Source organism: Williamsia maris (genome assembly GCF_024171815.1).
In the GTDB taxonomy this organism is placed as follows: Bacteria; Actinomycetota; Actinomycetes; order Mycobacteriales; family Mycobacteriaceae; genus Williamsia_A; species Williamsia_A maris.
This window is the reverse complement of sequence record NZ_JAMTCJ010000002.1, coordinates 623,774-650,520: the sequence shown is the minus strand read 5'-3', so window position 1 is coordinate 650,520 and position 26,747 is coordinate 623,774. Positions and strand designations below refer to the sequence as shown.

Annotated in this window: 29 protein-coding genes; 13 read left to right on the top strand and 16 right to left on the bottom strand. The window is 68.1% G+C overall.

What is annotated here, in order from left to right; all coding sequences use genetic code 11:
- Positions 1–23 precede the first annotated feature (23 nt).
- Complete coding sequence (locus LX13_RS10095; protein WP_253661198.1) at positions 24–1,067, top strand: alpha/beta hydrolase; 1,044 nt, start codon at positions 24–26, stop codon at positions 1,065–1,067.
- Here LX13_RS10095 and LX13_RS10090 read toward each other — a convergent pair.
- A complete protein-coding gene (locus LX13_RS10090) occupies positions 1,033–1,608 on the bottom strand; it encodes a hypothetical protein (RefSeq protein ID WP_253661197.1) in 576 nt (191 codons plus the stop codon). The genes LX13_RS10095 and LX13_RS10090 overlap by 35 nt on opposite strands.
- 172 nt (positions 1,609–1,780) lie before the next feature.
- On the opposite strand from LX13_RS10090, the gene LX13_RS10085 reads away from it, so the two are divergent.
- The 3 genes from LX13_RS10085 (at position 1,781) to LX13_RS10075 (ending at position 5,126) form a co-directional block, all read left to right on the top strand.
- Positions 1,781–2,941: a sensor histidine kinase gene (locus LX13_RS10085; protein ID WP_253661196.1), complete on the top strand. Its 1,161-nt coding sequence runs from the start codon at positions 1,781–1,783 to the stop codon at positions 2,939–2,941.
- Positions 2,938–3,606, top strand: a complete 669-nt coding sequence (locus LX13_RS10080; protein WP_253661195.1) for a response regulator — start codon at positions 2,938–2,940, stop codon at positions 3,604–3,606. The genes LX13_RS10085 and LX13_RS10080 overlap by 4 nt, the downstream gene beginning before the upstream one ends.
- Before the next feature lie 104 nt (positions 3,607–3,710).
- Positions 3,711–5,126 carry an HNH endonuclease gene (locus LX13_RS10075; protein WP_253661194.1) on the top strand — a complete coding sequence of 472 codons (1,416 nt, stop codon included), beginning with the start codon at positions 3,711–3,713 and terminating at the stop codon, positions 5,124–5,126.
- Here LX13_RS10075 and LX13_RS10070 read toward each other — a convergent pair whose 3' ends face one another.
- From LX13_RS10070 to LX13_RS10055, 4 genes are all read right to left on the bottom strand, one after another.
- Complete coding sequence (locus LX13_RS10070) at positions 5,127–5,834, bottom strand: endonuclease/exonuclease/phosphatase family protein (protein WP_253661193.1); 708 nt, start codon at positions 5,832–5,834, stop codon at positions 5,127–5,129.
- 3 nt (positions 5,835–5,837) lie between these two features.
- Positions 5,838–6,713, bottom strand: a complete 876-nt coding sequence (locus LX13_RS10065; RefSeq protein WP_253661192.1) for a haloalkane dehalogenase — start codon at positions 6,711–6,713, stop codon at positions 5,838–5,840.
- A gap of 4 nt (positions 6,714–6,717) precedes the next feature.
- Entirely contained in the window at positions 6,718–7,296 is a 579-nt protein-coding gene (locus LX13_RS10060; RefSeq protein ID WP_253661191.1) for a TerD family protein, read from the bottom strand.
- A 61-nt stretch (positions 7,297–7,357) separates the two neighbouring features.
- Positions 7,358–8,236 carry a LysR family transcriptional regulator gene (locus LX13_RS10055; RefSeq protein ID WP_253661190.1) on the bottom strand — a complete coding sequence of 293 codons (879 nt, stop codon included), beginning with the start codon at positions 8,234–8,236 and terminating at the stop codon, positions 7,358–7,360.
- A 100-nt stretch (positions 8,237–8,336) separates the two neighbouring features.
- On the opposite strand from LX13_RS10055, the gene LX13_RS10050 reads away from it, so the two are divergent.
- From LX13_RS10050 to LX13_RS10040, 3 genes are all read left to right on the top strand, one after another.
- Positions 8,337–9,593 (top strand): MFS transporter, encoded by a 1,257-nt coding sequence (locus tag LX13_RS10050; RefSeq protein WP_253661189.1) that lies wholly within the window; start codon positions 8,337–8,339, stop codon positions 9,591–9,593.
- Between the two features lie 67 nt (positions 9,594–9,660).
- Positions 9,661–10,998, top strand: coding sequence for a hypothetical protein (locus LX13_RS10045; protein ID WP_253661188.1), 1,338 nt, complete (start codon positions 9,661–9,663; stop codon positions 10,996–10,998).
- Positions 10,995–12,326, top strand: coding sequence for a hypothetical protein (locus LX13_RS10040; RefSeq protein ID WP_253661187.1), 1,332 nt, complete (start codon positions 10,995–10,997; stop codon positions 12,324–12,326). The genes LX13_RS10045 and LX13_RS10040 overlap by 4 nt, the downstream gene beginning before the upstream one ends.
- Here the strand turns inward: LX13_RS10040 and LX13_RS10035 are convergent.
- From LX13_RS10035 to adh, 3 genes are all read right to left on the bottom strand, one after another.
- Positions 12,320–13,210 carry an SDR family oxidoreductase gene (locus LX13_RS10035; protein WP_253661186.1) on the bottom strand — a complete coding sequence of 297 codons (891 nt, stop codon included), beginning with the start codon at positions 13,208–13,210 and terminating at the stop codon, positions 12,320–12,322. The two genes, LX13_RS10040 and LX13_RS10035, sit on opposite strands and share 7 nt — an antisense overlap.
- Positions 13,211–13,294: 84 nt before the next feature.
- Entirely contained in the window at positions 13,295–13,708 is a 414-nt protein-coding gene (locus tag LX13_RS10030) for a DUF779 domain-containing protein (RefSeq protein ID WP_188487418.1), read from the bottom strand.
- Between the two features lie 54 nt (positions 13,709–13,762).
- Positions 13,763–15,286: an aldehyde dehydrogenase gene (gene adh / locus LX13_RS10025; RefSeq protein ID WP_253661185.1), complete on the bottom strand. Its 1,524-nt coding sequence runs from the start codon at positions 15,284–15,286 to the stop codon at positions 13,763–13,765.
- Positions 15,287–15,434: 148 nt separating this feature from the next.
- Between adh and LX13_RS10020 the strand changes: the two genes are divergently transcribed.
- A complete protein-coding gene (locus LX13_RS10020) occupies positions 15,435–15,902 on the top strand; it encodes an SRPBCC family protein (protein ID WP_253661184.1) in 468 nt (155 codons plus the stop codon).
- A 65-nt stretch (positions 15,903–15,967) separates the two neighbouring features.
- Here the strand turns inward: LX13_RS10020 and LX13_RS10015 are convergent, their stop codons facing one another.
- The 5 genes from LX13_RS10015 to LX13_RS09995 form a co-directional block, all read right to left on the bottom strand.
- Positions 15,968–16,444, bottom strand: a complete 477-nt coding sequence (locus LX13_RS10015; RefSeq protein ID WP_253661183.1) for a GNAT family N-acetyltransferase — start codon at positions 16,442–16,444, stop codon at positions 15,968–15,970.
- Positions 16,445–16,448: 4 nt separating this feature from the next.
- A complete protein-coding gene (locus tag LX13_RS10010) occupies positions 16,449–17,279 on the bottom strand; it encodes a DUF1206 domain-containing protein (RefSeq protein ID WP_253661182.1) in 831 nt (276 codons plus the stop codon).
- A 37-nt stretch (positions 17,280–17,316) separates the two neighbouring features.
- Positions 17,317–18,075: an acetoacetate decarboxylase family protein gene (locus LX13_RS10005; protein ID WP_253661181.1), complete on the bottom strand. Its 759-nt coding sequence runs from the start codon at positions 18,073–18,075 to the stop codon at positions 17,317–17,319.
- Positions 18,076–18,131: 56 nt separating this feature from the next.
- Positions 18,132–19,382, bottom strand: a complete 1,251-nt coding sequence (locus LX13_RS10000; RefSeq protein WP_372499901.1) for a GAF domain-containing protein — start codon at positions 19,380–19,382, stop codon at positions 18,132–18,134.
- A gap of 107 nt (positions 19,383–19,489) precedes the next feature.
- Positions 19,490–20,359 (bottom strand): SDR family NAD(P)-dependent oxidoreductase, encoded by an 870-nt coding sequence (locus tag LX13_RS09995; protein ID WP_253661179.1) that lies wholly within the window; start codon positions 20,357–20,359, stop codon positions 19,490–19,492.
- A gap of 119 nt (positions 20,360–20,478) precedes the next feature.
- Here LX13_RS09995 and LX13_RS09990 point away from each other — a divergent pair, with 119 nt between their 5' ends.
- The 5 genes from LX13_RS09990 (at position 20,479) to LX13_RS09970 (ending at position 23,577) form a co-directional block, all read left to right on the top strand.
- Positions 20,479–21,426 (top strand): CDGSH iron-sulfur domain-containing protein, encoded by a 948-nt coding sequence (locus LX13_RS09990; RefSeq protein ID WP_253661178.1) that lies wholly within the window; start codon positions 20,479–20,481, stop codon positions 21,424–21,426.
- Positions 21,426–21,833, top strand: coding sequence for a YccF domain-containing protein (locus tag LX13_RS09985; RefSeq protein ID WP_253661177.1), 408 nt, complete (start codon positions 21,426–21,428; stop codon positions 21,831–21,833). The genes LX13_RS09990 and LX13_RS09985 overlap by 1 nt, the downstream gene beginning before the upstream one ends.
- A gap of 2 nt (positions 21,834–21,835) precedes the next feature.
- The gene (locus tag LX13_RS09980; protein WP_253661176.1) at positions 21,836–22,750 is read left to right on the top strand and encodes an SAM-dependent methyltransferase; all 915 of its coding nucleotides are present in this window, start codon (positions 21,836–21,838) and stop codon (positions 22,748–22,750) included.
- A 62-nt stretch (positions 22,751–22,812) separates the two neighbouring features.
- Positions 22,813–23,235: a guanyl-specific ribonuclease gene (locus LX13_RS09975; RefSeq protein ID WP_253661175.1), complete on the top strand. Its 423-nt coding sequence runs from the start codon at positions 22,813–22,815 to the stop codon at positions 23,233–23,235.
- A 36-nt stretch (positions 23,236–23,271) separates the two neighbouring features.
- Positions 23,272–23,577 (top strand): barstar family protein, encoded by a 306-nt coding sequence (locus LX13_RS09970; RefSeq protein WP_253661174.1) that lies wholly within the window; start codon positions 23,272–23,274, stop codon positions 23,575–23,577.
- Here the strand turns inward: LX13_RS09970 and LX13_RS09965 are convergent.
- The 3 genes from LX13_RS09965 to LX13_RS09955 all read right to left on the bottom strand — a co-directional run bounded on the left by LX13_RS09965 (position 23,570) and on the right by LX13_RS09955 (position 26,729).
- A complete protein-coding gene (locus LX13_RS09965; RefSeq protein ID WP_253661173.1) occupies positions 23,570–25,093 on the bottom strand; it encodes an ATP-dependent DNA ligase in 1,524 nt (507 codons plus the stop codon). The two genes, LX13_RS09970 and LX13_RS09965, sit on opposite strands and share 8 nt — an antisense overlap.
- Before the next feature lie 19 nt (positions 25,094–25,112).
- Positions 25,113–26,174, bottom strand: coding sequence for a GGDEF domain-containing protein (locus LX13_RS09960; RefSeq protein ID WP_253661172.1), 1,062 nt, complete (start codon positions 26,172–26,174; stop codon positions 25,113–25,115).
- Between the two features lie 120 nt (positions 26,175–26,294).
- A complete protein-coding gene (locus tag LX13_RS09955) occupies positions 26,295–26,729 on the bottom strand; it encodes an SRPBCC family protein (RefSeq protein ID WP_253661171.1) in 435 nt (144 codons plus the stop codon).
- Between the last annotated feature and the right edge of the window lie 18 nt (positions 26,730–26,747).

The window sequence follows — 26,747 nt, the reverse complement described above, 5'->3', positions numbered from 1 at the left end:
CGCGACGAGGAGGAATTCGTTCGATGGTCTTCACCGCCCGCGGGGCCGAGCCCGACCGGGATCCGATCGGCGAGGACGCCGACATGCCCTGGCACCCGAGCCGCGGATCGCGCCGATCCCGCACCCTCAACACGTCGCTCGGGCTGGCCATACCTGCCCTGAGCTCCGGCTTCGGACTGCGCTCGGTCGATGCCCGCACGGCACCCTCACCCGCGATGATCAGGGCGTATCGCCCGATCGTGAACCAGTCGATGATCCGGTTCAGCCCGGTTCCACGTGGAACATCGGTCTCTCGGGTCCGCGAGCGGCACGGCGTGCGCGGCGAATGGGTGCACGGTCGCGGTGTCACACCGGGCGGGACGATCATCTACTACCTGCACGGCAGCGGTTTCGTCGTCTGCTCTCCCCGCACCCACCGCGGGCTCGTCTCGCGCCTGTCCACGCTGACCGGTCTGCCCGCGTTCAGCCTCGACTACCGCCTCGGGCCCGAGCACCGATTCCCCGCGGCCGGCGACGATGCCATCGCGGGATATCAGTGGTTGCTCGACAAGGGCTACTCGCCGAACCAGATCGTCGTCGCCGGCGACTCGGCCGGCGGGCACATGGCGCTCGATCTGCTCGCCCACAACCATGCCCACGGCATCGGCCAACCCCGCGCGATGGTGCTGTTCTCGCCGCTGTCCGACCCGACCTTCGGGTTGTCGATGGCCCGGCAGAACGGTGGCCACCGCGACCCGATGATCGATGCGCGGCTCGGGGCCAACGTCATCCGCATGTATCTGGGCGACGTCGCCGACGACCATCCGCGGCTGACCATCCCCGTCACACCGGACATGGCGCTGCCGACGACGCTCATCCAGGCCGGGTCGCTCGAGGTGATGGCCGACGACGCCCGCGACATCCATCACCGGCTCACCGCCGCGGGCGGTCGGAGCGAGCTGCAGATCTGGCCCGATCAGACGCACGTCTTCCAGATGTTCCCGCTGTTCGCTCCCGAATCCGCACGCGCGGTGCGGGCTGCGGCAACTTTTGTCACCCGGCAGTTCGAGTCATCACCGGCGCGGTGACCGGCGAGACCGTGGCGGACCGCGTCGCGTCGAACTGCGTGCGCAACGCCCGTGACCGGGCGACGAGACCGGCCAGGCGGCCCGCCACCATGGTCAGCGCCCAGATCACGAAGAACGGCGCGATGGCCTCGGTCGTGAGGTGCATCGACATCATGTGTTCGCCGACCCAGGTCTGGAACGCCGGGATGTCGGACACGGCCCAGACGAACCCGATCCGCGCGACCATGGCGACGAGCCAGACGGCGACGAAGGCCGCGCCGCAGCGGGTCATGATCGAGCCGGTGGTGCGGTCGGCCCACATCGCGGTGGACGCGTAGGCGAGCACCCCGAAGACCAGTCCGATCGCCGCGCCGACGAGATAGAGCATCACCGAGCTGTGGTCGGTGGGCGCGTCCTTGAGGTAGGAGTAGCCGAATCCCGAGACGGCCAGGACCGGTAGCGCGATCTTGTGCCAGCCGAAATGTCTTGTGCCGTACTGGGTCGCCATCATGAGGGCGAAGATTCCGCCGCTGATCTCGACTGCCTGCGTGAGGTCGGACATCGTTACTCCTTGGGTTGTCCCGGTGGGCCGGTGCGACCGGTGTGTCGCTCGAGATCAACTCTGCTGCGGCGAGCGCGGATGCGGATCGACCCCGCAGTGGAGGCCGGGTGGAGAAATGTCTCCACCCCCGGGTGGAGCCGAGACGGCGCTCGCGGTGGCATCGTGGTCAGCTATGCGCTCGCCGAACCTCTCTCGCCTGTCGCCGCCGGTGCCCGCGGACGGGTACACGGGCGCGGGCATCACCGATGCGACGATGATGCGGCTCATGCCGGCGATCAACGCGGTGATCGTGATCTACGCCTGGTTCGCCGTCTCGCCACTCGGTGTGACCGGACGCGGGTTGTACGGGTTGACGCTCATGATCCTGGGGACCCTGGCCATGATGCTGCGCCTGGTGCCGTTCGGCCGGGTGCCCGTCCGGATCTCCTTTGCCGTCACGCTGTTCGGCGGGGTGGTGTGCGGTCTGTTGTTCGGGTTCGACCTCAACAGTCCCGCAACCGCATTCGCCCCCATCCTCGCCGGCACGGCCGGGTTCCGCTTTCCCGCGGTGCCCGCCGTCGTCATCGCCACGGTCACCTCGGTCACCGCGTTCCTGGCGACGCTCGCTCGTCTCGACGGCGCGCTCTACTACTGGCCGCTGCTGGTGGGGCTCGCCGTGTTGATCGGGATGACCCGCCGGGACCGCGCCGCCGCGATGCGCCTGGCCCACGAGAAGGTGGAGCAGACCGAGCGCGCTGTGGCGTCGGAGAGCCGGGCGCAGGTACTCGCCGAGCGGGCGCGGGTCGCCCGCGAGATCCACGATGTGCTCGCCCATTCACTGTCGGGGGTGAACATGCAGCTCAACCTCGCCGACGCACTCCTCGAGGACGGTCGCGCCGACGCAGGGCGGGAGGCGGTGGCCGTCGCCCAGACCCTGGTGACCGACGGACTCGTCGAGGCCCGCAAAGCCGTCTACGCGCTGCGCGACGAACGCCGCGACCTCGTCGCGACCATCGAGGCGATGTCGTTGGGCAGCACCGAGACGGTCACGGTGACCGGCCGACCGCGGGCCGTCGACAGCCAGACCAGCGGGCACCTCGAGCGCATCGTCGGTGAGGCGCTGACCAACGCCCGCAGGCACGCGCCCGGCGCGCCCACCTCGGTGACCGTCGAGTTCGGGGCTGATCTACTGACCATCGAGGTGGTCAACACGACGAGGGGAGATCAGGTGTTCGACGACGGGGCCGGTGTCGGTGTGACGGGGATGCGGGAACGGGCGGCCGAGGTGGGCGCACGGCTCACGGTGGGACCTGACGGTCGCGGCTGGACCGTCCACGTGGAGGTCGACCTGTGACCACCGATCCGATCCGGGTGGTCATCGCCGACGATCAGGCCACCATTCGCGATGCCCTGGCGGCGATGCTCGACCTGGTGCCGGACCTCTCGATCGTCGCCACCGCCCCCGACGGCGCGGCGCTCGTCGACGCGGTGCGGGAACACCGACCCGATGTGGTCCTGACCGACCTGCGGATGCCCGTGATGGACGGCGCCGACGCCACGCGCACGCTGCTGGGCGACAACCCCGAGCTGCCGGTCATCGTGCTCACCACGTTCGACGACGACGAGTCGGTCTTCCGCGCGCTCGACGCCGGCGCGCGCGGTTATCTGACCAAGGACGCCAACCGCCACGAGCTCGCCGCGGCCATCCGTTCCGCAGCGGCCGGACAATCGGTGCTCGATCGCACTGTGCAGCAACGTCTCCTGCGCGGCGCGCGTGCCGGGGCTGACGACCCCTCGACCCCGGCGAGCGGTCCGGGACTCGACTCGTTGACGACCCGGGAGCGAGAGGTGCTGACGCACATGGCCGATGGGTCGACCAACCGCGAGATCGCGGCGACGTTGTTCGTCAGCGAGTCAACCGTCAAGACCCACATCAACAACGTCTTCGCCAAGCTGGCCCTGCGGGATCGTGCGCAGGCCATCGCCTACGCCTACCGGAACGGGCTCGTCGCCGACTGACACCGGCGGTCTCGCCGCGCTCCGCGGAGCGCGGCCGACTCGGATTGTCAGAGGCCCTCGATATCATTGCTGCAGTTCATAACTGCATGTCATCGGGGGAAAACATGACGGTCACAGCCATTGCATCGAAACGCTCCGCGGAGCGCGGGGACGATGCGAACGACATCTTCGATCACGCGAGTCCGGACGCGCTGTCGGATGACGCTCTCACCGAGCGCGTCGTGGGATACGCAAGTCAGATCGCGGCCCTGACCGCCCGATTCCTCGATCTGCTCCGTGAATTCGACACCCGCGGGGTGTGGTCCGGGGAGGGCATCAATTCGTGCGCCCACTGGTTGTCGTGGCGCACCGGGTTGTCGCTGCGCGCGGCACAGGATCATCTGCGCATCGCCCACGCGCTGCATGACCTGCCGCAGATGCACGAAGCGTTCACCGAGGGCCGGCTGTCGTACTCGAAGGTGCGTGCGCTGACGCGGGTGGCGACCCCGGATCGTGAGGAGGAGCTGGTGTCGGTGGCGCTGTCGGCGACCGCGGCGCAGGTCGAGCGGATCGTCCGATCGATCAAGCACATCGACCGGACCGAGGACGAATCATGCAGCGGTCACGTCGAATCGACTGCGCAATGGCGGTGGAACGACGACGGGACACTGGCGGTCACGATGCGTCTCGCGCCCGTGGACGGAGCGCGATTCCTCGCCGGCGTGGTGCGCAGCGAATACGAACGGACCCGCTCCGCCGACGATCCCGACCTCCCTCTCCCTGGCTCCGACGACCCCTCCGGTGACAACGCTCCGCGGAGCGCGAACGGATCGGTCGATCTGTGGCGTCACGTCCCGTCGAACATCGCCGAGGCGGTCGTCGCGATGGCCGACACCGCGCAGACGGTGATCGCGATGCCTGAGTTCGCACCCGGCGCGGAGGTCGTGATCCACAGCGAGACGGACACCGACGCTGATGCCACGCAGTCACACCTCGATGCCGGACCGGCCATTTCCGACGCCGAGGTCGCAGAGGCCTCATGCGGCGGTTCGACCCGGCGGGTCACCCACAGGAAAGGCCGCAAAGGTGTCGCGCTCAAGATGGGTCGCAAACGACGACTGCCCACGCGTGCTCTGCTGCGGGTGGTGTTCGAACGCGATCGTGGATGTCGACATCCGGGGTGCGGTCGGACGCGCCACCTGCATGCACATCACGTCCGGTTCTGGCGCGACGGCGGCACCACCGATCCCGACAACCTCATCATGCTGTGCTCGACGCATCACCGCGCGCTGCACCACGGGAAGTTCTCGATCCGTGCTCTCGGGGTGCAGCGGTTCTCGTTTCATCGGACCGACGGCTCGCTGATCGAGGTCGCCCCGGCCACACAGGTGCCGGCGAACTGGCGACCAGACGCCGACATCGCACCCGATTCGGTCGAACCCGTCGGCGGTGGACGACTCGATCTCGGCTACACCCTCGAAGTGCTCTACGCGGCGTGGGAATGGCGCGACGGGCATCGAACGACTTCTGTCGCCGCGTGATCACGGCGTCAGCCGACACACGACGCCGGAGTGATCGCTGAGCCGGTGATCACCCGAATGACCTGGCCAGGTGCGCATTTCCGTGCAGGTCAGATCGGACGCGATGTGGTCGATCAGGGGGCCGTGCTCGACGTCGCCGGCGGTATGGACAACCCAAGGGTCGAGGACTTCGGCGAGCCGGGTGGCGACATGAGCCGGCTGCTTTCCCCGGGGGACACGCTGATTGAAGTCGCCTGCGACAACGGTCGGGACGTTCCTGTCGAAGTGTGCGTTCAGCGCCTCGAGCTGATCGAGGCAGTCGAGATGTTCCGACCACGCCGTGGCGTCTCGCCTCCCGGTGCTGACATGGGCTCGTGACCACGGAATGCACACGGCAAGAATGCGTATCTGCCCGGTCGGTGCGGCGGTTAATGCGCTGATCACCCGTCCGGCTCCCCCGCCTGTGGTGATGTACTCGATGCCGGTGAGTGGCCACCTCGACCACGCGATCACCTTGCGGCGGTCACGCTGCTGCCCATAGCCCCAGTCGTCGCCACCATCGGCGACGTGTCCGCCGTCCGGGAGCAGGTCGCGTCGTCCTTCGGTGACGACGAGAACATCCGCGTTCGCGGCGGCCAGGCGCTCGCGAACCATCGTCGCCCGGATGCCCTTGCCCGGCGCCCACTCGGTGTTCCAGGTACCCACGGTGATCTCATCGGGACCGACCATCGTTCACGACCTCATCCATTCGATGATCTCGTCGGCGATCTGCTCGCCGCGGTCCTCCTGCAGGAAGTGCGCGGCCCCGGTGATGGTCACCTGGTCCTCGACCGTCGGCATGAGGTCGATGAACGCCTGTCCCGAGCGCGGGTGCGGGAAGACCGGGTCGCTGTCGGAGAAGGCCAGCAACGCCGGCTTGTCCCACCGTGAGAGTTCGTCGGCAACACGGGCCATCACGGCGGCGCCCGCAGCGGACTCGTCGACCGGGACGATCAGCGGGAACTGGGCGGCTCCGGCTTTCGACTCTGCGGTGGGGAACGGTGCGTCGTAGGCGGCGATGACGTCGGCGGGCACGTCGGTCGCGGTGCCCCCTCCCACGATCGTCCCGACCGGCAGATCGGGGTTCTTCTCGGCGAAGTCGCGCCAGGCGAGGAATCCTCGGCTCACCCGCCCGGTGAACAGTCCCGTGTTCATGATGACGATCCGGTCGACGAGATCGGCGTGCTCGACCGCCCACCGCAGACCGATCGGGCCGCCCCAGTCCTGTACGACCACGGTCGCGCGCGTGACCTGCAGCTGGTCGAGCACGTCGTCGGCGATGGCGGAGTGCCGATCGTAGGTGTACCAGTCGCGGTCGGTGGGTTTGTCGGACCGCCCGAAACCCGCGTGGTCGTAGGCGATCACGCGATTGCCTGCGGCGGCCAACGGACCGATCATCTTCCGGTACAGATAGCTCCAGGTCGGTTCGCCGTGGAACAACACGATCGGGTCACCGGACCCCACGTCGACGTGATGGATACGCAGGCCGTCGGACTCGAGGTAGCGGGGCTCGTGATCCCAGCCCGGCAGATTCGCGAAGCGCTCGTCGGGGGTGCGGTAGACATCCATCGCCTCAGCCGATGTTTACGCCGAAGTCACGGGCGATGCCGGCCAACCCGCTGGCGTAGCCCTGGCCGACCGCTCGGAACTTCCATTCAGCGTTGCGCCGGTACAGCTCGCCGAACACCATCGCGGTCTCGGTCGAGGCGTCCTCGCTCAGGTCGTAGCGCGCCAGCTCGCGGCCGTCGTCGCTGTTGACCACGCGAATGAACGCGTTGATGACCTGACCGAAGTTCTGGCCCAGGTTCTCCGCGTCGTGGATGGTCACCGCGAAGACCATCGAGTCGACCCCGGGGTCGACGGCCTTGAGGTCGACGTTGACCGACTCGTCGTCTCCCTCACCCTCGCCGGTGAGGTTGTCACCGGTGTGGACGATCGCGCCGTCGGGCGAGGTCAGGTTGTTGTAGAAGACGAAGTAGTTGTCCGACAACACTTTCCGATTCGTGCCGACGGCGAGGACGCTCGCGTCGAGGTCGAAGTCCGCACCGTTGGTGGAACGGACATCCCATCCGAGTCCGACGCTCACCGCACGGAGGTCGGGCGCCTCCTTGCTCAACGAGACATTCCCACCCTTGGCCAGGGTCACCGACATCGCGTACCTCCTCGAGTCACTGCAACTGATCGCGTTGCCCTCAACGGTACCCACGTGCAGCTCACTCCCGCTGCGAGCGCGCGACCACGAAGTCCCGGAACCGCGCCGCGGCCGGCGACAGGGGCCGGTCGCGTTGCCAGATGATGCCGATCTCGCGCCACGTCCGCGAGCCCGCCAGCGGGATCACCGACACCGACGTCGGGACCTGCGGCGCGTCCTCGATGGGCAGCACCGCGACCCCCAGTCCGGCGCCGACAAGTCCGGCCACCGTCCCGAGCTCACTGGACTCGAAGGTGATGTCGGGGCGGAAATCGGCTTCGGCACAGAGCTCTTCGAGGATCCGACGCATACCGAACCCCTGCGCCATCGACACGAACGGCTCCTCGGACACCTCCCCCAGCGACACCTCGGACCGGCCGGCGAGTCGGTGATCACCCGGGACGGCGAGGCCCAGGCGTTGTCGGAGCAGCGGTGACCACACCACATCGGTACCCGCCGGTCGAGGCGAGACGATCGCGAGGTCGGCGGCGCCCGCTCGCACGTGGTCGACGATCGTCTCGGCCGCGTCCTGGGTCAACGTGAACGCGACCCGGGCCTCGCGGCGGAAGTCGCCGATCAACTCCGGGACCAGGCGGATGCCGAAGGAGTGCAGGAACGACAGGTGGATGGTCCCCTCCACCGGGTCGATGAGGTCGGCGATCTCATGACGTGCGGCCTCGAGCTCGGCACGCGCCCGCCGTGCGTGGGTGAGGAAGATGCGTCCGCGATCGTTGAGCGCGAGGCGCTTGCCGTGCCGGTCGAACAGCGGCGTGCCCAGTTCGCGTTCGAGTCGGGCGAGCATCCGCGACAGCGTCGGCTGGGAGATGTGCAGTCGGCGGGCGGTCGCGGAGACGTTCTCGGACTCCGCGAGGTCCACGAACCATTCGGTGTCGCCCAGCATCGACCCTCCCCGTTATGCAATCAGCGCATAAACATTGCACAAACCATTCATTTCACATCTAAGTCCGCGGGTGGCATCGTTTGCAAGGGAAAGGGGCGAGATGACTGCAACTGCTTCGACGTACCAGGCCACGGGGAACGGTGCCCTCGCGCCGACCGGCCACCAGGCGGGGTCGGTGCCGTTCCGTAAGGCGACGATCGCGCTGTTCGCGGCGGGTATGGCCGCCTTCATGGCGATGTATCACGTGCAGGCGATGCTGCCGGTGTTCTCCGACCACTTCGGGGTCTCGCCCACCACGTCCGCACTCACCGTGTCGTTGACGACCGGCATGCTGGCGTTGGCCATCATCCCGGCGAGCGTGCTGTCGGAGCGCTACGGGCGCATCCGCGTGATGGTCATCTCCGCGATCGCCGCGTCGGTCCTCGGGCTGTTGCTGCCGTGGTCGCCGAGTATCGAGATACTGCTCGGGGGGCGTGCGCTCGTCGGCATCCTGTGTGCCGGTGTCCCCGCCGTCGCGATGGCGTACCTCGCCGAGGAGATCGATGGCCCGTCGCTGGGAAAGGCCATGGGCTACTACGTGTCCGGCACCACGATCGGTGGATTGACCGGACGACTCGTCCCGGGTCTGGCCGCCGATGTCGTCGACTGGCGATGGGCCCTGGAGATCGCGTGCCTGGTCTCGCTGGCGTTCGCGCTGGTGTTCATCAAGCTGGTCCCGGCGTCGAAGAACTTCGCACCCCAACGCGTCACCATCCGGACGACGCTGTCGAACCTGTCCGGGCATCTGCGTGACACCCCGATGCTGTGTCTGTTCGGTTTGGCGTTCGTGCTGATGGGCGGGTTCGTCACGGTCTACAACTTCCTCGCCTACCGACTGCTCGACTCCCCGTTCTCGTTGCCGCAGAGCATCGTCAGCCTGGTGTTCCTCATGTACCTGGCGGGGACCTTCTCCTCCACCTACGCCGGGCGCATGTCGGACCGTCACGGTCGGGGCCGTGTCCTCGGTGTCTCCATCGCCGTGATGGCGGTCGGACTCGTGGTGACCGTGCCCGACTTCCTCCCGAGCACCCTCGTCGGCGTGTTCTTCTTCACCGCAGGCTTTTTCGGTGCGCACTCCGTGGCGAGCAGCTGGGTCGGCGCCCGCGCCAGCGACCACCGCGCCGAGGCCTCGTCGCTGTACCTCTTCGGGTACTACCTCGGCAGTTCGGTCGCCGGCGCCCTCGGGGGTATCGCGTTCTCGGCGTTCGGCTGGGTCGGTGTCGCGGGATACGTCGGCGTCCTGATGGTGGTCGGTGCCGTGCTCGCCGGACTGGTCATCACCAACGTCGCCCGGGAGCCCGTCGAATCCGTGGCCTGAGCGCTTCGCGCGATCTCATTAGTTCGTAAAACGGTCGACTGGGGTACGTACGTGAGATCGTGACGCCATGAGATCTCTGTCGGCTGTGGTGGCTGCCGCGGTCGGAGCGGCGGTCGCCGTCGTCTCGCTCCTCGGTCCCGCCACGTTCCAGGTGTTTGATTCCGCTTTCGTCGGCTCGCGGTGGGGCAGCTTCTTCGACAGCAGCCCGGCATTTTCCGCCGCGGCCGTACTCGCGGCACTGGTGGTCGCGGTCTCGCTGCGCCGCCTCGTGATTGCACTCGTCGGCGCTGCCGTCGGGTTGACAGCGCTGGCGGTTCTCGCCTTCACGATGACGAACGAGCAGGGCATCGGGTATCCGACCGCGATCGCGGGCGGACTGGTGCTGGGGTCACTCGCGGTGGTGACTCAGCCGGACCCGTCAACCGGTGGTCGTGCGGGTCGGATCGGTCTCGCAGCCGGTGTCGTCGCCGGATTCCTACTCGCACAGTCGGTTCAGTCGTCGTTCGGTGGGTTCAGTGGGAACCGCAGGTCTGCCGAGTACGGCGTCAGCACTCTCGTGGCGATGGAATCGAACCCCAGAATCGCGACCCTTGTCGGCGCCGTCGTGGCGTTGATCGCGCTCGTGGTCTACGCCTCTAAGATCAGGGGAACCACATCGGTGGTCATCGGGCGGCCTGACACCACGGTCATCATCACCGGCGTCGGTGTCCCCGTGGCGATCGTTCTCCTGAGCTTCTGGTTGAACGAGTCCAGGTCCACCGGTGGCGGGATCTCGCCGCCCGGATGGGTGTTCGGCAGTATGGCGATCGCCATCGTGCTCGCCGTTGCCCTCGTCATGCCGGGTCGGACCGGGTTGGCGTGGGTCGGCGCCGTGGCCCTGGTGGCGACGGGTGCGGCAGCAGATGTATCCGATGTCGGCGGGGTGATCGCCGTCGTGGTCGCTGTTCTCATCGGCCTCGGGGCCGCGGCCGCGTCCAGTCGGGATCTGCCGCTCGCGGGGATCGCGCTTCTCGTGGTCGTCGTCCTGTTCCAGCTGGTGCACGGCGACTCCTCTGTACTGCTCGCGGCGGCGGGCGCACTGTTCGTCGCACCGATCGCGGCGAGCTACACGGTGGCCGTGTGTGTGTCGGAGCCGTCGTCGTCACCGGCGCTCACGCACCCCGCGGTCATCGCCACCGCGTTGGCCGCATGCGTTCCGCTGAGCGCTCTTCGCGGAGGAGCCGACTTCGGCTGGAGCGCATACACACCCCTCACCGACGCTCCCTCCGACATCGACCATTTCGGGTTCCAATCCGCTACCGAGACCACCGTGGCGACCTCGGTCCTGAGCCTCATCGCGGCCGGCGTCGTCGCGTGGGTCATCACCCGCCGGATTCCGTCCGATCAAGAGATCGGACCGCGATGATCACACCCTCGCTGAAACGCTCGAGCCAGGTGGTGCTCGCCCTGGGCTGTGCATCCAGCGGCGCGGCCGCGGCGCTGACCCTGGTCTCGGCCACCACCGGCACCTACAACGAATCCCCGTCCTGGCACGTGCTCTACGACAGCACCCCCGCGGTACAAGCCGCGGGAGCCGCGGTGGCGGTGCTCATGGCATCGCTTCGCCTCTCCAGCACGACCCGCATCCTCACGGCCCTGATCGCGACGATCGTCCTGGTGTCCACGCTCGCGGGGACCACCGGCGACTCGATCCTGCTCGGGTACGTCACGTCGATCCTGGCCGGCGTGATCCTCGGCGGCGTGGCGGGGTGGTCGCTCGCCGTTGCTCCGCGGTTGGACTGGGCACCGGCGGCCCTGGCCGTCGGCACAGTCATCGGGGTCGTTCTCCGCGAGCCGCTGTCCGACCCGTTCATCCTCTATCCCGGCGGGAACGGACCCATGTCCGCCATTTCCGTCGAGTCGGTGACGACAGCGCTGCTGCTCCTGTCGGTCATGCTGGCCGCGGTACTCAATCCTGCTGTGGGCCAGGCGCTCTCACCCGTATCGGAACCGGTCTCAGAACCCGGCACGGCTTCACGCTCAGGGCGTCTCACCCTTGCGGCGGGATGTGGTCTGGCCATCATGTCGGTCCTGGTCACCTGGTGGTACACGGCAACCGTTCACTCCGATGCGGCCATGGTCGACGAGTGGTACCCCGCCTACGGTCAGGTCGCCCTGATCCTCGTCATCGCAGTGATCGTCGGCTCCAGAGGTGGCGCGCTTCTGGTGGTCGCGGCCGCCTGGACCATCTCGCGCTCAGGCGAGACCAACTGGGTGCCGGACAGTCGCTGGTGGTTGCTACTGGTCGTCGTCGGCGTCATCGCGGGAGCGCTACTCGGGTGGAGACACGGTCGACCCGTCGTCGGTATCACCGTTCTCGCTGTGTGCGCGGCAACCTACCTGCTGATAGACGCGCCATTCATCGAGGTCTATTCAGGCGCGGCGTTGTTCGTCGCACCCGGCGCCACGGCGTTCTCCATGGCAGGCCTGCTGAGGGGAACACGGCCCGCTGCGGCATTGCTGGCGATCGCTCTGGCCGCGCCCGCGGTGTGGATGTTCGCACCCCGGGCGGTTTTCATAGACATCACCACGATCGGTTCAGCCGACCCGGGCCCGCGGAGCATCGACTACGCATTCGTCTCGCCGTCGCTGGAGGTCGCGGCGAAGGTCGCGGTCCCCATGATCGTCGCGATCGCGGCGTGTGTGGCGGTGCTCCTGGTGATACAGAGACGCGGCAACGAACCGAGTCAGTGACCGGACTCGACGACCGCGCCGCTGTCGATGTTGCGGGCGCTGGTTGACCGGCCGAGCGCCGCGACCTCGGCGTCCATCTTGGGGATGATGTGCGGCGCCTGGTCGAGCGAGCCCTTCTCGCCCACCGGCGAGGTGATCACGCCACGCATCCAGCCCAGCGCGCCCACCCAGCCGGGGACGTAGACGCGACGCTTGCGCTTCTCCAGACCGGCGACGAAGGCGTTGACGCACTTGTCGACAGTGGTGGTCTTGCTCAGCGGTCCGGGCAGCCCGGCCAGCATCTCGGCGAATGCGGAGAGGTCCTTCTTCGCGTCCTGGACGAGCGGGGTGTCGATCCACGACATGTGGGCCGAGCCGACGTCGACGCCGAGGTGCTTGACCTCGAGCCGCAGCGCGCTCGCGAAGTTCTCCGCACCCGCCTTGCTGGCGTTGTAGGCGGCGAGGCCCGGTGCCGGCGCGAACGCGGCCAGCGACGACACCACGAGGATGTAGCCCTTGCGCTCGATCACCGACGGCAGCGCGGCGCGGACAGTGTGGAAGACGCCGTTGATGTTGATGTCGACGACCTTGCGGAATGCCGCCGGGTCGACGTTGAGAACTGATCCATAACTGGCGATCCCGGCGTTGGCCAGGACGAGGTCGATGCCACCGAACCTGGCGACACCGGCCGCGACGGCCGCCTCCATCGCCGACAGGTCGGTCACGTCGGCGAGAACGCTCACGCAGTTGTCACCGAGCTCGTCGGCGATCAGGGCCAGCGTCGACTCGTCGACGTCGGTGATCACGACCTTCGCGCCTCGCTTGACCAGCGCACGCGCGGTCTCGGCACCGATGCCGCGCGCCGCACCCGTGATGAGAACGACCTTGCCCTTGACTGACGACATCGCCAACTCCCTCGGTGATCGATGACCGGGGACACGTCGCCGCCGGTCGAGCCGGATCCACCCTAGAGGGCGAGCACGAGCGTGTTAGGAGGTGACCTCGGCTCCTCGTCGTGGCGGGCACGCATCGAGCCAGGTGTTCTCGGCCTCGTCGAACACGCGCGAGCGCGCCAGGAATCGGACACCTTCCGGAGCCTCGAGACTGAAACCGGCACCGCGCCCGGGCACGACATCGAGGATCAGCTGGGTGTGCTTCCAGACCTCGTACTGATCGCCCTGGATCCACACACGCACGGCGGGAATGGGATCCGCCAGTTCGATCTCGCCGAGCAGCACGTCACGCTGACCGACCCGGAACTCCCCGGACGGGTAACACATCGGCGCCGATCCGTCACAACATCCACCGGACTGGTGGATCATGAGGCCGCCGTGGAGCTCCGACAACTTGGTCAGGAGCTCCACGGCGGAGTCAGTTGCGACGACCCTGTCTGTAGCAGTCATCACAGTCTCTTTCTTCGGTCAAATCTGTTGCCGCTCTTGGTCAGACGCTGCTGATCAGAAGAAGCCCTTCGCGTTCTGAGCGTAGCCCACCAGCAGGTTCTTGGTCTGCTGGTAGTGCTCGAGCATCATCAGGTGGTTCTCGCGGCCGATGCCCGATGCCTTGTAGCCGCCGAAGGCCGCGTGTGCCGGGTAGTCGTGGTACGTGTTCGTCCACACGCGACCGGCCTGGATCTCGCGTCCCGCACGGTAGGCGGTGGCGCCGTCACGCGACCAGACACCCGCGCCGAGACCGTAGAGGGTGTCGTTGGCGATCGACATGGCGTCGGCGTAGTCGGAGAACGTCGCGACCGACAGCACGGGCCCGAAGATCTCCTCCTGGAAGATGCGCATCTTGTTGTGGCCCGCGAAGATCGTCGGCTTGATGTAGTAGCCGCCGGCCAGTTCACCCTCGAGCGTGAGCGGCTCGCCACCGGTGAGCACCTTCGCGCCCTCCTCCTGGCCGATGCTCAGGTACGAGGTGATCTTCTCGAACTGGTCGTTCGAGGCCTGCGCGCCCATCATCGTGTCGGTGTCGAGCGGGTTGCCCTGCTTGATCGCCTCGGTGCGCTTGACGGCGAGGTCGATGAACTCGTCGTAGATCGACTCCTGGATCAGCGCGCGGCTGGGGCAGGTGCAGACCTCACCCTGGTTGAGCGCGAACATCGTGAAGCCCTCGAGTGCGCGGTCGCGGAAGCCGTCATCCGACGCCATCACGTCGGCGAAGAAGATGTTCGGGCTCTTACCGCCGAGCTCCAGGGTGACCGGGATGATGTTCTCCGAGGCGTACTGCATGATCAGTCGGCCCGTGGTGGTCTCACCGGTGAAGGCGATCTTGCGGATCCGGTTGCTCGACGCGAGCGGCTTGCCGGCCTCGACGCCGAAGCCGTTGACGATGTTGAGCACGCCGTCGGGCAGCAGGTCGCCGATCAGCGAGATCAAGTACAGGATCGACGCGGGGGTCTGCTCGGCCGGCTTGAGGACGACGGCGTTGCCTGCGGCGAGTGCCGGGGCGAGCTTCCAGACGGCCATCAGGATCGGGAAGTTCCACGGGATGATCTGTCCGACGACGCCGAGGGGCTCGTGGAAGTGGTAGGCGACGGTGTCCTCGTCGACCTGCGACAGCGAACCCTCCTGCGCACGAAGGGCACCCGCGAAGTAGCGGAAGTGGTCGACGGCCAGCGGGATGTCGGCGGCGAGGGTCTCGCGGACGGCCTTGCCGTTGTCCCACGACTCGGCGACCGCGATCTGGGTGAGGTTCTCCTCGATCCGATCGGCGATCTTGAGCAGGATCAGCGACCGCTCGGCGACGGCGGTCTTGCCCCACGCCGGTGCGGCCTTGTGTGCGGCGTCGAGGGCGAGGTCGATGTCCTCGGCGGTCGAGCGGGCGACCTCACAGAAGGTCTTGCCGGTGATCGGCGACGGGTTCTCGAAGTACTGGCCCTTGACCGGCGGGGTCCACTGTCCCCCGATCCAGTTGTCGTAGCGCTGCTCGAAGTTCATGACCGCGCCATCGGTTCCGGGGTTGGCGAAAATCGGCATCAGTGGTCTCCCTCTAAAGTCCACCGGGCGGCAGGGGTCGAGTCACCCGAACCACACCAGCGGGGCGTCTGTGATGTACAGCACAAAGCTACGCCGGGCCACGTTGCAAGGCCGTTGCACGAAGATTTGCGATGCGTAGGTTGGTGTCATGACACAGGCATCAGTTATCCCCGTCGATCAAGGTCCTCAGATCACCGCACGGCAGGTCAACGTCAACGCCTCAGCCGCCGACATCTTCGCGCTGGTCGCCGACCCACACCGCCATCACGAGCTGGACGGCTCCGGCACTGTGCGCGACTCCACGGTGAAGGGTCCCGACCGCCTGAAGAAGGGCGACAAGTTCAGCGTCGGGATGAAGCAGTTCGGTGTTCCGTACAAGATCACCTCGACGGTCACCGAGCTCGCCGACAACAAGGTCGTCGAGTGGCAGCACCCGATGGGCCACAAGTGGCGCTGGGAGATGGTGGAGACCGCACCCGGCAACACCCAGGTCACCGAGTCGTTCAACTACGGCACCGCCAAGCTGCCGGTGATGATCACCGCCTTCGGCTACGACAAGAAGAACGGCGATGGCATCACCAAGACGCTGGAGCAGCTCGCGAAGCGCTTCGCCTGATCGATCACGGTCGACAAATCGGCTCTGAGCGAGTCGGCATGGACGTATGCGTCCCGCCGTGCCGCTCAGGGCCGATTTTTCGACATCGGCTTGCGCAACACAACCGCCCCGGCGATGTGGCCCGGCGGCACGGCCGATGAGTCGACGACCCGGTATCCGGCACGTTCGTAGAGGTCGATGTTGCGGGTGCTCCGCGCACCGGTGAACAGCTCGAACGTCGTCGCCCCGTCCGGCGCGAGCCGTTCGATCTGGGTGAGCAGGCGTCGTCCGATCCCGTGTCCGGCCAGATCCGGTGCCACCATCAGACGACCGACCTCCCAGGTCTCACCGACCAGACGTCCTCGGACCGCGGCCACCAGCCGCGGTCCGTCGCGCATCGTGAGCACCGTCCATGAACCGATCCACGCTCGGACGTCGTCGAGGGTCTCGTGCAGTGGAGGGATGTCGAGGGTGTCGTTGGCGATCGCCTCCGACACCCAGCAACACCGTTGCAGGACCAGTAGCTCGGCGGCGTCGGCAGCCGTGCAGTCGACGACGATCAACTACTCACATCCGGGCGTAGCGGGCCATGACGAACGCGTAGATGCCGTACGTGGCCACCCCGATCGCCGCGATGAACAGCAGGATCTGGCCGGCCGGGGCGGTGCCCAAGGTCTTGACGGCCCCGTCGATGCCAGTCGCCTTGGACGGATCGGCGTTGACCACCGCCACACCGACGAGGATCCCGGCGCCCGCGAGCACGAGGCCCTTGGCGACGTAGCCGATGAGGCCGGTGGTCTGGACCGCTGCGTTGTCGGCGATCGTCAGGTCGTCCATGAAGTTCTTCGAAACACCTTTGTAGACGTGATACGCACCGACACAAAGGATCACGATCCCGACGACCATCAACACGGTCTTGCCGAGACCCGATCCCATGAGGCGGGCGCTGAGTCCGGCGTTCTCCCGGCCGCTCGACGTGCCGTCGCCGATCGCGAACCGGACGGCGGTCCACGCGAATGCGAAGTAGAGGACGGCCAGACTCAGCGCCTTGCCGCGGTCGAGCAGACTCGACGCACCCTCGTCGTCGGGTCCGTTCGGTTCGGTGGCGTGTACCCCGATCGCCGCCTCGGCGAGCCGCCACAACGCCATCGCGACGAACGCGCCCGCTCCCACCCACAGCGCTACGGTCCCGCCGGTGGTGCCCGCGACGGTGGACAGCGCACCGGACTGGTCGGCGTTGCCGCCGTCGCCGACGGCGATCCGCACGATCACGTAAGCGATGAGTATGTGCAGGATCCCGCTGACGGCATGTCCTGCGCGCGCGGCGAACTCGAACCACGAGTTGCCGGTCGCATCGTCGACCGCTCCGAACAGACCGCCGACCCCGGATCCCCGCATCCGCTCACCCTAGGAGAATCGGACAGCGCCCGTGGACCTATCCGCGCGGGTGCGGCTCACCGAGGGTGACGCCGCGATAGCCGATCGTCCCGCCCCGGTAGGTGCCGTCGGGGAACAACCGACGGAGTTCGTCACTGCCCTGAGTGGTCACCGCGATGCGTGTGGTGGCGACGGTGAGTCGCATGTCGGCGACGTTCTGCGCGCCCGTGATCCCCCGCTGACCGGTGGCGTCGACCTGCTCGATGCCGCTGATCGTGGGGGTCGGGATCCGTTTCGCGAACGACGAACCGAAGATCCGCGGGACCGACAACGACCGCTGCCGACCGGTGTCGCCGATCTCCGCGCTCACCGACCACCCGTCCCCGGCCGCCATGAACGACTTCGACGCCACCGGGTCGCCGCTGAACGTGGCGAGCACCTTGGGCAGCGCCCAGTTCTCCCGACCGCCGCGCATCGTCGCCGCGGAGTCGACCGGCAGGAACGGGATGTGGCCGAAGACGCCGTCGGGACGGGCATAGACGATCGCGCCGCCGAGCTCGTTGTACGTGCCGACGGGGGTGTGGCTGTAGCGGACGCCGAATCCGAGTCGCAGCAACGGCCGGGCACGACGAGCGAGGGCGGGCGGCAACAGGTCCAAGTCGGATCTCTTCGCCCGTGCGGAGAAGAAGAATCCTGTGCCCTCGATCAGCCACGGTGCCGGGCTGCCGGTGTCGGGCAGGGCGTCGTTCATCGCGGCGGTGGCGATGGCCTCGGGGATCGCGGACGTCAGTTCGCGCCATCGCGCCTCGGTGCTCATGCGAACACCATGCCAGATGACTGACACAAACCGCCAGCTTTGTTTCTTTGACTGGTCTAACGAATGCCGAACCGCTGGTCCAGCAGCTGGACCCGGCCGATGGCCCGCGAACGGTCCGGGTCGTCGGGACCCAGGAGGGTGGCCAGCAGACGCCAGGCCGCAGCGTCGTCGCGACCGTGTACCGACGCGGTCCACGACCGCAGTGCCGCGCGGTCGGCACCGGCGATGACCGCCGAGCGGATGTCGCTGAGCAGTTCCTCGAACACCTCGACGACGCCGGGCGCGCGCGACTCCGCGAGGAGCCCGCCCCGACCGAGCGCCGAGATCGCCCCGGCTACGTCGCCGCGACGAACGCGGTCGGTGATGCGGTCGACATCGGAGACGACCGGGATCTCCAGGCGGTAGGGCCGCGACTGCAGGACGTGGGCGCCCAGGTCGCGGCGCAGACGGGAGATCTCCGCGCGGACGGTGACCGCGTCGACACCGTCATCGGACAACGCCATGGCGAGCTGCTCGGTGCTCATGCCGTGCGGATGGGTGGACAGCAGCAGGAGGATCTCGGCGTGGCGCGGGGTCAGCCGGTGGTCGGTGCCGTCGTCGGCGGCGAACTGATAGCCGGTGACGTCGAGGACCCGCAGCCCTGCGCCCGAGGCGCGGGAGACGGTCCCGAGATCGACTCCGCCGTAACGGATCTGGAGCTCGATGGCCGCGACCACCGAGCGGACGGTCGACATCGCGAACGGTGCGGCGACCTGCCGTCCCCCGGTGACGTCGAGGACTCCGAGCACGTGGCCGGTCAGCGGGTCGTGCACCGGCGCGGCCGCGCAACTCCACTCCTGCACGGGCTCGGCGTAGTGCTCGGCGCCGACGATCTGCACGCCGCGGCCGACAGCGAGGGCGAGACCGGGGGCGTTGGTGCCCGCGACCTCCTCGGACCACATCGCGCCCTCGACGAAATCGATGGCGGCCGCGCGGTCGCGCGCATCACGATCACCCTCGAGCCACAGCAAGCGACCGACCTCGTCGGTCAGGGCGACGACGACGCCCGCCCCACCGATGTCGTCGAGCATCAACGACTGCACCAGCGGGCGGACGGCGGTCATGGGGTGGGCGGCGCGGTATTCGGCGAAGACGGACGCGCTCATGTCCGAGACGGCGGTCGCGGTCGGATCGACCCCGCCGCGCAGCGATCGCATCCAGGAGTCGCGGACCACCGACCGCACGGAACCGGCGTCGGAGGTCCGACCGTCGCGGAAGCGCTCGTAGGCACTGCGGATGCGCGCGCGGTCGACGTCTGCGTCATCGATCCCCGACGTCTGCGACATTGCTCCTCCACACTCACGCTCGATGGAGGCCATTGTGCCGTAAAAGTGCGTCCCGATGTGGCGTGGCCCACTTCCCGGGCGCGAGGGGCCTAGACGGCGTTACGGGAGATGAGCACGTCGGCGGCGTCCACCGACACCGCCCCGACCCGACGCATGAACTTCGCGACGCGGGGCAGGACCTCGGCCTCGCGATGCACCGCGGCGTAGATCAGCCACCGCGCGGCCTCGGTCGCGGTCAGCGCGGGCGCCTCGGTGTACTCGTCGGTGGGTGAGATCATCGGGGTCCGGACCAGCGGGAAGTAGACGGTGCTCACGGCGATGCCGACACCGCGGAGTTCGGCGTTGATGCTGCGCCCGAACACCGTGATCGCCGCCTTCGACCCCGCGTAGGCGGAGAACTTCGGCATGGCGCCCATCGGGATTCCCCAGGTGGAGACGTTGATGATCTGGCCTCGACCGCGGGCCCGCATCCCGGGCAGAAACCCCAGCGTCAGCTGCACCGGGCCGAAGTAGTTGATCGCCATCGTGCGCTGGTAGTCGTGCAGCCGGTCGACGGAGTCGAGGACGTCGCGGCGGATCGAGCGGCCCGCGTTGTTGACCAGGATGTCCGGGCAGCCGTGCTCGGCCAGCACGTGGTCGATCAATCGCGCGATGTCGTCGGTGTCGGAGAGGTCGGCCGGGGCGGTGTGGGCGATGCCGCCTCCGGCACGGATACGAGCCGCCACCGAGTCGAGTTCGTCGATCCGACGGGCCACCAGGATCACCTGGGCGCCGGCCTGCGCGTACATCTCGGCGGCCTCCGCCCCGATGCCCGAGGACGACCCGGTCACGAGGATGAGCTTTCCCTTCAGCTCCGCCTCGGCGTCACGGGTGAGGTCGACGAGATCGCGTGCCGTCCGGGGACGTTGCATCGCCGTCCGCACCACACGGTTCGTCAGCGAGGTCACTGGATTTGCCATGCGCCGACGGTAGAACACCGGCTCGATCCGACCCCGTCACACCCGCACGCACCCGCTCGTACGGCGGTACAGTGATCCTCCGCCGCGCAGCGCCGCTGACCAGACCCGGGAGCGTCTCGATGAGTCCTGACGACACCACCGCGCAGATCCGCGTCTCCGTCGACGGTCCGTACCTCGTGACGGGCGACGTCGAGATCATCGGAGCCGACGACCGCCCGGTCCGTACGCACGGCCCGGTCACCCACCTCTGCCGCTGCGGCGGATCGCGCAACGCCCCGCTGTGCGACGCGACGCACGGGTTGAAGGACTTCGACGGCACCGAGACGTGTGGGCCGTCGGGTGCGGGCGACGCGGACCGCACTGCTCGCTCCGGCGACGCGGCCTGCGTCCGAGCACTCGCCGACGGACCGCTGCAGCTCGTCGGCGACATCGACGTCGTCGGATCGGACGGCCACGTGCACGACACCGCCGGGCGCCGAACACTGTGTCGCTGTGGGCGCTCGCGAACCAAGCCGTTCTGCGACGGGACGCACCTGCAGGTCGGGTTCCGTGATCCGGTACCGGCGGGAGAGGGTCGCGAGCCGCCGACGATGTACGAGTGGGCGGGCGGGATGGACGCGCTCGAAGGTCTCACCGCGCGCTTCTACGGCGATCTGTTGAGCGAACCGGACCCCATCCTGGAGCCGGTGTTCCGCGGGATGGATCCGGGGCATCCCCGACACGTGGCCGCGTGGCTGGGCGAGACGTTCGGTGGGCCGCCGGCGTTCAGTGTCGAGCACGGTGGATACGAGCACATGGTGTCCCGGCATCGCGGTCTCGCGCTCACCGAGGTGCAGCGGCAGCGCTGGGTCGAGCGCATGTGCACGACCGCCGACCTCGTCGGGCTGCCTTCCGATCCCGATTTCCGCGCGAACTTCGTCGGCTACCTCGAATGGGGAACGCGCATAGCGGTCTTCAACAGCGCACCTGGCGCGACGGTCATCTCCCACGCCCCGGTGCCGCAGTGGGGCTGGGGTCAGAGTCCGCCGTACACACCGCAGCCGTGGGAAGAAGGGACACTGGACTGATGAAGACGATCCTCAACATCATCTGGCTGGTGCTCTGCGGTTTCTGGATGGCGGTGGGTTACGTGCTGGCCGGCATCGTCTGCTGCATCCTCATCATCACCATCCCGTTCGGCATCGCGTCGTTCCGCATCGCGAACTACGCGCTGTGGCCGTTCGGCCGGACCGTCGTCCGCGATCCCCGCGCCGGTGCGGCATCAACGATCGGGAACATCATCTGGCTGATCTTCGCCGGCATCTGGCTGGCGATCGGGCACGTCGTCACCGGGATCGCGCTGTGCATCACCATCATCGGCATCCCCCTGGGTATCGCCAGCTTCAAGATGGTTCCGGTGTCGTTGCTCCCTCTCGGCGCGCAGATCATCCCGTCGGACGCACGCCTCGAACCACCGGTGCGGCGTACTCTTTAGGTATGCGTACAAATGATGATCAGTGGTCCATCACCGACAGCGTCGGACGTACCGCGCTCCTCGTCGCACTCGGTCGAGCCCTGGAGACCCGCAGCGACACGGCGCTGATCTCCGACCCCTACGCGGCGCAGTTCGTCGCCGACTCGGGTGAGACCGACCTCGCGCCCGAGCGCATCGAGGCACTGCTCGACGCCGACGACGACCCGGACCTGACGCGCGCGATCGATCTGCTGCGCAACATGATGGCGGCCCGCACGCAGCGTATCGACGCGGCACTGACCGCGGCGAACGACAACGGCTGCCTGCAGGTGGTGATCCTGGCCTCGGGCCTCGACGCCCGCGCGTACCGACTCCCGTGGGCTCCGGGAACCACCGTGTTCGAGGTGGACCAGCCCGCCGTCCTGGAGTTCAAGAACCAGACCCTCGACCGACTCGACGCCACCACGGCGGCCACCCGCATCACCGTCGCCTGCGATCTGCGCGAGGACTGGTTGTCGGCGCTGACCGGGGCCGGGTTCCGATCCGAACGACCGACGGTCTGGCTGTGCGAGGGGCTGCTGCCGTATCTGACCTCCGCCGACCAGGAGCGGCTGCTGACCACGATCGGCACGGCGGCCCCAGCGGGCAGCGCGTTGGTCTTCGACGTGCCGCGTGCGTCGTTCGACCTGAGTCAGATGGACTTTCAGGCGCAGGCCTTCGGCGTCGAGATCGATGAACTGATGCTCGACGTCGGCGAGTTCGCGGCACAGGACTGGCTCGAGGGCAACGGGTGGACCACCGGCTCCGACTCGATCGGTGCCCTGCTCACGTCGTACGGACGGTCCAGCGAGGTGTTCACCGAAGCCACCGGCGACACCGACGCGGCGGCCGGCACCGTCGGTGACTCCATCGATCTGGTTGTCGCACAGCGCCGCTGAGCGTCACCCACCGTTCACGCGCAGGCCGCACCAGGGACACCGGCGTGGGACATAATTTCTCAATGCTAACGAACTTGTGGGCGCGCCCCGCCTCGTCCCGGACCCCCGTCTCCCGCCTCGGAGTGCTCGCCGGACTCGTCGCCGCCGGTGCGATCGCGGTCTCCACCCCCGGAGCGGCCGACGCCGCCATCTCCTCGTGCGCTCTCTCGTCCCTGCCCGCGCAGGCAACGCAGACGGTGAACCTGATCCACAAGGGCGGACCGTTCCCCTACCCCAACAACGACGGCGTGGTCTTCACCAACCGCGAGGGCATCCTGCCAGCGCAGTCGTCGAGCTACTACCACGAGTACACCGTGCCCACCCCGGGCGCGAGCAACCGCGGAACCCGTCGGATCGTCACCGGCGGAACGCCTCTCACCTCTCCCCCGCACTACTACTACACCGGCGATCACTACGACTCGTTCTGCTCCGTCACCGGCGCGTGATGCAGGCGGGCGTGACGCTGCGGGATACTCCCGGTCATGACTGCTGACCCCGTGCGCTACGAGATCGACGGCTCGGCCATCTCCTCGGCCGCCGACTTCTACGCCGAGATCGGCCGGGCGGTGAACGGACCGGGCGGCTACTTCGGCTCGAACCTCGACGCACTGGCCGACTGTTTGCGCGGCGGGTTCGGGACCCCGGAGTCCGGTGAGTTCGAGTTCGTCTGGCGTGACAGCGCCGCCGCGCGCGCACAACTGGGCGTATCCGCGGCCGACGAACCGCCGATGATCGACCGGATCGTCGAGGTCTTCTCCGACGTCGGCGTACCGCTCGTCCTCAGCTAGACGCAGGACCGCCGGCGCGGAGCTCGCGCACACTGTCGATCGTGTCCGCGTCGGCGGCGGTCTTGTCGGGGCGATAACGCAACACGCGCGCGAAACGCAGTGCGACACCGCCCGGATAGCGGGAACTGGTCTGCACACCGTCGAGCTCGATCTCCACCACGATCTCCGGGTGGAGGAAGACGGTGTGCTGGTCACGGTCGCGTTCGTGGCGCGGGAACTCCTCGGTCTGCCATCGCAGCAGCTCGTCGGTCAGCCCCTTGAAGGTCTTGCCGACCATGATCGGGGGCCCGCCGTCGGGGTCGCGGGCGCCGAGGTGCAGGTTCGACAGCCACCCGGTCCGCCTGCCGTAACCCCACTCCGCGGCCAGCACGACCAGATCCAGCGTGTGCTCCGGTTTGATCTTCAACCAGCTCTTGCCCCGCCGGCCCGCCGCGTAGACGGAGTCGAGCGCCTTCGCCATCGCCCCCTCGTGCCCGGCGTCGATGGCCGCCTCGAAGTGGGCCTGGGCCTGCTCGGCGCTCGGGCGGATGATCGCGGGGATGCGGTGCTCACCGGCGACCGCGTCCAACGCGGCGATCCGCCGCTCGAGGGGTTCGTCGAGCAGGTCGACGCCGTCGAGGTGCAGGCAGTCGAAGAAGTAGGGACGCAGCAGGAGTTCGCCCTCGGCCGAGCCGAAGCGGCTCATGGTCTCCTGGAACGGTCGCGGTCGGCCGGAGTCGTTGAGCGCCAGCGTCTCCCCGTCCAGGACGACCAAGGTGCAGGGCAGTGCGCGCACCAATTCGACGAGTTCGGGCACCGACGAGGTGATGTCGCGCAGGGTGCGGGTGACGATGGTGACGTCGTCGCCGTCGCGGTGCACCTGGATCCGGGCACCGTCGAGTTTGTGCTCCACGACGAGGTCGGGTCCGAGCTGGGCGTGGGCGGCGGCCATGGATTCGCCGGGTGAGGCGAGCATCGGGCGGATGGGGCGACCCACGGTGAGACGGAAGGCCTCGAGGGCGTCGGCCCCGTCGATCATCGCCGCGCGTGCCGTCGCCCCGAGATCGCCGGAGAGCATCACCGCGCGACGGACCACGGTCTGCGGGACATCCGACGCCAGGGCGATGGCGTCGGTCGCGACCCCTTCGAGCGCACCCTGCCGGAGTTCACCGGTGATGAGCCGGACGAGGAAGTCCTGTTCGTCGGCCGTCGCGGCACCGAGCAGCGACACCAACGCGTCGCGGCGGCGCGCGGTCGACCCGCTGCCGGAGATCGTCGTGAGCCCGGTCAGCGCGGCATCGACATCGCCCACCGACAGCGACGTCTGGTCGGCCGGTTCCGGTCGGGCCGCCGCCAACGTCCGCCACCCGATCCCGATCCGGCCCTGCCGTGGTTCGCCAGACAACCAGCCCACGACCGGGTGGATCTCGTCGGGCCCGGCAGTGCGGATCAGTTCCGCGACCGCGGCGATCTTCGCCTTGCGGCCGGGTGTCGAACCGACCGCACGAGACGTCTCGATCACATCGGCCAGGCGCATGTACCCGTTCTACCCGGCGCTAGAAGTGCAGGCCGACACCGGCGCCGCCGGACCGTTTCACCTCGTACATCATCCGGTCCGCCTGACGGTGCGCCTCGCGGGCCGCGTCCGGGCCCGAGACCTCGAGCAACGGGTTCGCGATGACGGCACCCACACTCATCGTCACGGTCGGATGGGTGTCGCCGCCGTCGACCGTGGTCGGCAGTGAGGCGACGATGCCGCGGATCTGATCGAGCGGCCCGGCGATGACCGCGGTGAACTCTTCCCCACCGCTGCGGGCGACGAACCCGGCCGACCCGACGTGATCGGCGAGTCGATGTGCCACCTCGACCAGCACCTGATCGCCCACGTCGTGACCGTGTGCGTCGTTGACGGATTTGAACCCGTCGATGTCGGCGACCGCGACCACCACGGCGTCACCGAGGGCGTCGGCCTCGACGAGCATCGGGACCGCGTCGTGCCACATGCCCCGGACGTTGCGGACCCCGGTCAGGGCGTCGGTGCCCGCCATCCGGGCGCGACGGCGCATCGTCGTCCAGGCGAGGTGGGTCGTCGTCGCGGTACCGACCACCGCGGCGAGCACGACATCGGCGCGCACCACCATCTCCCAGAAGCCCGCGCCCTCGACGATTGCGTGCACCGCGAAGGCGACCGTGACGGTCCCGGCGAACGCCACGTGCGTCAACAGCCAGCGTCGGGACAGGTAGAACATGAAGAAGACACCGGTCACGGCGAACAACACGCATCCGACGACGGCGTCGCTGCTGGGCCCGATGGTCAGGAGTACGCAGAGGGTGCCGACGTCGGCGAAGACGCCGAAGATCCGCGCGCCGACGCCGCGGACCCAGAACCGCGTCGTGAACCAGACCACCGCGGAGGCGACGGCCAGGCCGGCGAAACCGACGGCCACGACATCCGACAGGGTGGAGCTGTCGAGATAGATCCGGGTGAGGACGGCGACCAGGCCGAAGTTGGCCGCACCGATGCCGATGGCGCGACGGGCGACCTTCTCCAGTCGCGCCTCACGCTCGGGCGCGACTGGATGAACGGGTCTCGACGGCAGCGAAAAGGGAACCCTCATGCCTGCGCCACTCCCCCGATACGACTGCCGTGCGGTTCCGTGTGGGCTGTTCACCCGTACGGTCCGTGGACACGGTAACCCGGCGGACCCGATGCTGTCCGGTCGTCGTCGGCCTCGGCGTCAGAGCTTCTCGACGACCTCGGTGATCTGCTTGACGGTCTTGCCCGCGATCTGCTGGAACACCAGCCACATGATCGGCTCGGCGATCTTTCCCGCCCCGTTCAACGACACGTTCGCGCGGTAGGTGATCTCGGTAACGCCGCCCTTCGCGTCGGCGAACGAGAGGTCGTCGCTGGTCACGGCGGTCTTGTTCTTCCCCTCGAACCGCAGGCGGTCGGCGTCGTCGCAGACCAGCGTGTAGTCGAGTTCGGTCGTGACACCGACGAGCTTGGAGGTGTTGTGCCAGACCGTCCCGAGCGCCACGGGCCCGGGGGTGGTCTGGACGTTGTCCTGGCTGCCCGGATCCCACTGCGTCGCGTTGGTGAAGTCGCGGAGGAACCCGACCACCGTCGCGCGGTCTTTCGCCACCGTGAACGTGCGTGCTACCTGGACCATCGGTCTCCTCGGGTCGGT

Coding starts and splice junctions, on each gene's coding strand:
- LX13_RS10095 (WP_253661198.1), top strand. CDS start 24: ATGGTCTTCACCGCCCGCGGGGCCGAGCCCGACCGGGATCCGATCGGC.
- LX13_RS10090 (WP_253661197.1), bottom strand. CDS start 1,608: ATGTCCGACCTCACGCAGGCAGTCGAGATCAGCGGCGGAATCTTCGCC.
- LX13_RS10085 (WP_253661196.1), top strand. CDS start 1,781: ATGCGCTCGCCGAACCTCTCTCGCCTGTCGCCGCCGGTGCCCGCGGAC.
- LX13_RS10075 (WP_253661194.1), top strand. CDS start 3,711: ATGACGGTCACAGCCATTGCATCGAAACGCTCCGCGGAGCGCGGGGAC.
- LX13_RS10070 (WP_253661193.1), bottom strand. CDS start 5,834: ATGGTCGGTCCCGATGAGATCACCGTGGGTACCTGGAACACCGAGTGG.
- LX13_RS10065 (WP_253661192.1), bottom strand. CDS start 6,713: ATGGATGTCTACCGCACCCCCGACGAGCGCTTCGCGAATCTGCCGGGC.
- LX13_RS10060 (WP_253661191.1), bottom strand. CDS start 7,296: ATGTCGGTGACCCTGGCCAAGGGTGGGAATGTCTCGTTGAGCAAGGAG.
- LX13_RS10055 (WP_253661190.1), bottom strand. CDS start 8,236: ATGCTGGGCGACACCGAATGGTTCGTGGACCTCGCGGAGTCCGAGAAC.
- LX13_RS10050 (WP_253661189.1), top strand. CDS start 8,337: ATGACTGCAACTGCTTCGACGTACCAGGCCACGGGGAACGGTGCCCTC.
- LX13_RS10045 (WP_253661188.1), top strand. CDS start 9,661: ATGAGATCTCTGTCGGCTGTGGTGGCTGCCGCGGTCGGAGCGGCGGTC.
- LX13_RS10040 (WP_253661187.1), top strand. CDS start 10,995: ATGATCACACCCTCGCTGAAACGCTCGAGCCAGGTGGTGCTCGCCCTG.
- LX13_RS10035 (WP_253661186.1), bottom strand. CDS start 13,210: ATGTCGTCAGTCAAGGGCAAGGTCGTTCTCATCACGGGTGCGGCGCGC.
- LX13_RS10030 (WP_188487418.1), bottom strand. CDS start 13,708: ATGACTGCTACAGACAGGGTCGTCGCAACTGACTCCGCCGTGGAGCTC.
- adh (WP_253661185.1), bottom strand. CDS start 15,286: ATGCCGATTTTCGCCAACCCCGGAACCGATGGCGCGGTCATGAACTTC.
- LX13_RS10020 (WP_253661184.1), top strand. CDS start 15,435: ATGACACAGGCATCAGTTATCCCCGTCGATCAAGGTCCTCAGATCACC.
- LX13_RS10010 (WP_253661182.1), bottom strand. CDS start 17,279: ATGCGGGGATCCGGGGTCGGCGGTCTGTTCGGAGCGGTCGACGATGCG.
- LX13_RS10005 (WP_253661181.1), bottom strand. CDS start 18,075: ATGAGCACCGAGGCGCGATGGCGCGAACTGACGTCCGCGATCCCCGAG.
- LX13_RS09995 (WP_253661179.1), bottom strand. CDS start 20,359: ATGGCAAATCCAGTGACCTCGCTGACGAACCGTGTGGTGCGGACGGCG.
- LX13_RS09990 (WP_253661178.1), top strand. CDS start 20,479: ATGAGTCCTGACGACACCACCGCGCAGATCCGCGTCTCCGTCGACGGT.
- LX13_RS09985 (WP_253661177.1), top strand. CDS start 21,426: ATGAAGACGATCCTCAACATCATCTGGCTGGTGCTCTGCGGTTTCTGG.
- LX13_RS09980 (WP_253661176.1), top strand. CDS start 21,836: ATGCGTACAAATGATGATCAGTGGTCCATCACCGACAGCGTCGGACGT.
- LX13_RS09975 (WP_253661175.1), top strand. CDS start 22,813: ATGCTAACGAACTTGTGGGCGCGCCCCGCCTCGTCCCGGACCCCCGTC.
- LX13_RS09970 (WP_253661174.1), top strand. CDS start 23,272: ATGACTGCTGACCCCGTGCGCTACGAGATCGACGGCTCGGCCATCTCC.
- LX13_RS09965 (WP_253661173.1), bottom strand. CDS start 25,093: ATGCGCCTGGCCGATGTGATCGAGACGTCTCGTGCGGTCGGTTCGACA.
- LX13_RS09960 (WP_253661172.1), bottom strand. CDS start 26,174: ATGAGGGTTCCCTTTTCGCTGCCGTCGAGACCCGTTCATCCAGTCGCG.
- LX13_RS09955 (WP_253661171.1), bottom strand. CDS start 26,729: ATGGTCCAGGTAGCACGCACGTTCACGGTGGCGAAAGACCGCGCGACG.